General features: G+C 62.7%; 2 protein-coding genes. Both read left to right on the top strand.

Annotated features, from left to right (window positions below):
• The first annotated feature begins 146 nt into the window (after window positions 1-146).
• Window positions 147-1,688, top strand: coding sequence for an IS21 family transposase (gene istA, locus ACI3K3_RS25505; RefSeq protein WP_404918889.1), 1,542 nt, complete (start codon window positions 147-149; stop codon window positions 1,686-1,688).
• 11 nt (window positions 1,689-1,699) lie between these two features.
• Window positions 1,700-2,542, top strand: coding sequence for an IS21-like element helper ATPase IstB (gene istB / locus ACI3K3_RS25500; protein WP_404918887.1), 843 nt, complete (start codon window positions 1,700-1,702; stop codon window positions 2,540-2,542).
• The last annotated feature ends 82 nt before the right edge of the window (window positions 2,543-2,624 follow it).

Raw genomic sequence — 2,624 nt, 5'->3', positions numbered from 1 at the left:
TGTCGCGCGACATTCAGGGTGAGAAAGCGCGACAAACATGATGAGAATCCTGCGTTCCGGGATTGGCGAAGGGCGTAGCCCGTAGCCGATGCCGGAACGCAGGAGGCGCCTTTTGAAGGGTGCCTGTGATGGTCGTGGCGGCCGCTATGCATTGGGTTTTCCTGGGAAGGAGGACTTGGCGTGTGGCGGGCCGACACATCAACGATCATCAGGTGAGACTTTTCATGACCCACAGACGTAACGATCCCGTCGCCCTGGCAGCGGCGAAGGCCGGTTTCAGCCCGGCGACCGGCTATCGGGTGCTGCAGGATGCGCGCCTGCCTTCCCAGCGACAGGCGCTGCGCGGCCGACGGCGCCCTGATCCGCTATCGGGCATTTTCGAGGAGGTTGTCGTGCCGATGCTGGAGGCCGCTCCCGGTCTTCGTCCTGTCGCGATCTTCGAGGAACTGCGCCGCCGGTACCCGGATACCGAGTTCGGCTCACGACGAACCCTGGAGAGGCGTATTCGCGACTGGCGCGCTCTGAACGGCCAGGATCGGGAAGTCATCTTCAGGCAGGTTCATGAGCCGGGGCGGCTCGGCATGTCCGATTTTACGTGCATGAACGATCTGGAGGTCGCCATCGCCGGGGCGCCCTTGGACCACTTGCTCTATCACTTTCGCCTGCCTTGCGGCGGCTTTGAACATGGGCACGTCATTCTGGGCGGCGAGAGTTTCGTTGCCCTGGCCGAAGGACTGCAGAATGCGCTCTGGTCTGCCGGCGGAGCGCCCAGGCTCCACCGTACCGACAGCCTGTCGGCCGCCTTCCGCAATCTGGACGCCGATGCGAAGGCCGACCTGACCAAGCGCTATGACGCCCTATGCGCCCATTATGGTATGGAGCCGACGCGCAACAACACAGGCATTGCCCACGAGAACGGTGCGATCGAGAGCGCTCACGGCCATATCAAGGCAGCAGTGAAGGACGCGCTGTTACTGCGCGGGACCACGGACTTCACCGACCTTGCCGCTTATCGCCGCTTCATCGACGAAGTCGTGACCGCAAGGAACCGGCGCCACGGTCCCGGCATCGATGCTGAGCGCAAGGCGCTGCAATCCCTCCCGAACGCACGGACTACCGATTACGAGGAAGTCCTCGTGACAGTGACGTCCTCGGGCGGCTTCACCCTGCGCAAGGTGTTCTACACGGTCCCCTCACGCTTGATCGGACATCGCCTGCGAGTGCGCCTTTACGACGACCGTCTCGATGTCTTCATCGGCGGCACAAGGCTCATGACCCTGCAGCGCGGCCGCGCCGGTGTGAACGGTAAGCACGGCCACGTTGTCGATTATCGCCATGTCATTCATTCCCTGCGCCGCAAGCCGATGGCGCTGCGGGGATTGGTCTATCGTGACAGCCTGTTCCCCCGCGCGCCCTACCGCCTCATGTTCGAGCACTTGCTGGAAGCTGTGGGCGAGAAAGAAGCCTGCCGGATCATGGTCGAGCTTCTGGCCATGGCCCATGAGCGCGCCTGCGAGGCGGAGCTCTCCCATATCCTGGAGGAGGACCTGGCAATCCGCAGGATCCCATGCCTGTCGGCACTTCGGGCCCGCTTCAGCCCCGATCCCGCCACTTTGCCCGAAGTCGTGGTCGAGATGGTCTCGCTCTCGATCTACGACGGGCTGATCGAACAGGGAGAAGCGGCATGAGCACGGCTCCCATGATCGACGCACAGCGCCTGGGCCTGATGCTCAATGAGCTGCGCTTGCCAACCATCAAGCATATCTGGGGAGATTTTGCAGCCCAGGCGGACAAGGAAGGATGGCCCGCGAGCCGGTTCCTTGCAGCTCTCGCCGAACACGAACTCGCCGAACGCGATCGCCGCCGGATCGGGCGTCATCTGGCTGAAGCCCACCTGCCGGCGGGCAAGACGTTGGACTGCTTCGCCTTCGAGGCCGTGCCGATGATCTCCAAGGCACAGGTCATGGCCCTGTGCGCCGGCGATGGTTGGCTCGACCAGGGTTCCAATCTCATCCTGTTCGGCCCGCCAGGCGGCGGCAAGAGCCATCTGGCGGCGGCGATCGGCCTGGCGCTGGTGGAAAATGGCTGGCGAGCGCTGTTCACCCGCACCTCTGACCTCGTCCAACGTCTTCAGGTGGCTCGCCGCGAACTGACGCTGGAATCCGCAATCGCCAAGCTCGACAAGTATCATCTGCTCATTCTCGACGACTTCGCCTATGTCTCACGCGACCAAGCGGAAACATCCGTCCTCTTCGAACTGATCAGTGCACGATACGAGCGCAGATCCCTGCTCATCACCGCCAACCAGCCCTTCGGCGAATGGAACCGCGTCTTCCCGGACCCGGCAATGACGCTCGCTGCGGTCGACAGGCTCGTGCATCACGCCACGATCTTCGAGATGAACGTCGAAAGTTATCGCCGGCGCACGGCTCAGGCCCGCCGCACCGGGGCTGGACGTCCCGCCGCCTACACCACTCCAAAAGTCCTCGAGACCATCCGCGACAATCAAGATGAGACCGAGGTCCTTGCCAGCGACAATTAAAATCGGCACTGAATGACGCGCCGCGACAATCACATTCTCATCCTGATTGACGCGCAATACTCATCCTGATTGACGCGCAATA

The sequence above is a fragment of the Novosphingobium sp. ZW T3_23 genome (assembly GCF_044987305.1).
In the GTDB taxonomy this organism is placed as follows: domain Bacteria; phylum Pseudomonadota; class Alphaproteobacteria; order Sphingomonadales; family Sphingomonadaceae; genus Novosphingobium.
The sequence above is the reverse complement of the archived record's forward strand: the minus strand, read 5'-3'. Positions and strand labels throughout refer to the sequence as shown.

What these genes read in the sequence shown, in the direction of transcription:
- istA (WP_404918889.1), top strand. Translation starts at nt 147, where the DNA reads ATGCATTGGGTTTTCCTGGGAAGGAGGACTTGGCGTGTGGCGGGCCGA.
- istB (WP_404918887.1), top strand. Translation starts at nt 1,700, where the DNA reads ATGATCGACGCACAGCGCCTGGGCCTGATGCTCAATGAGCTGCGCTTG.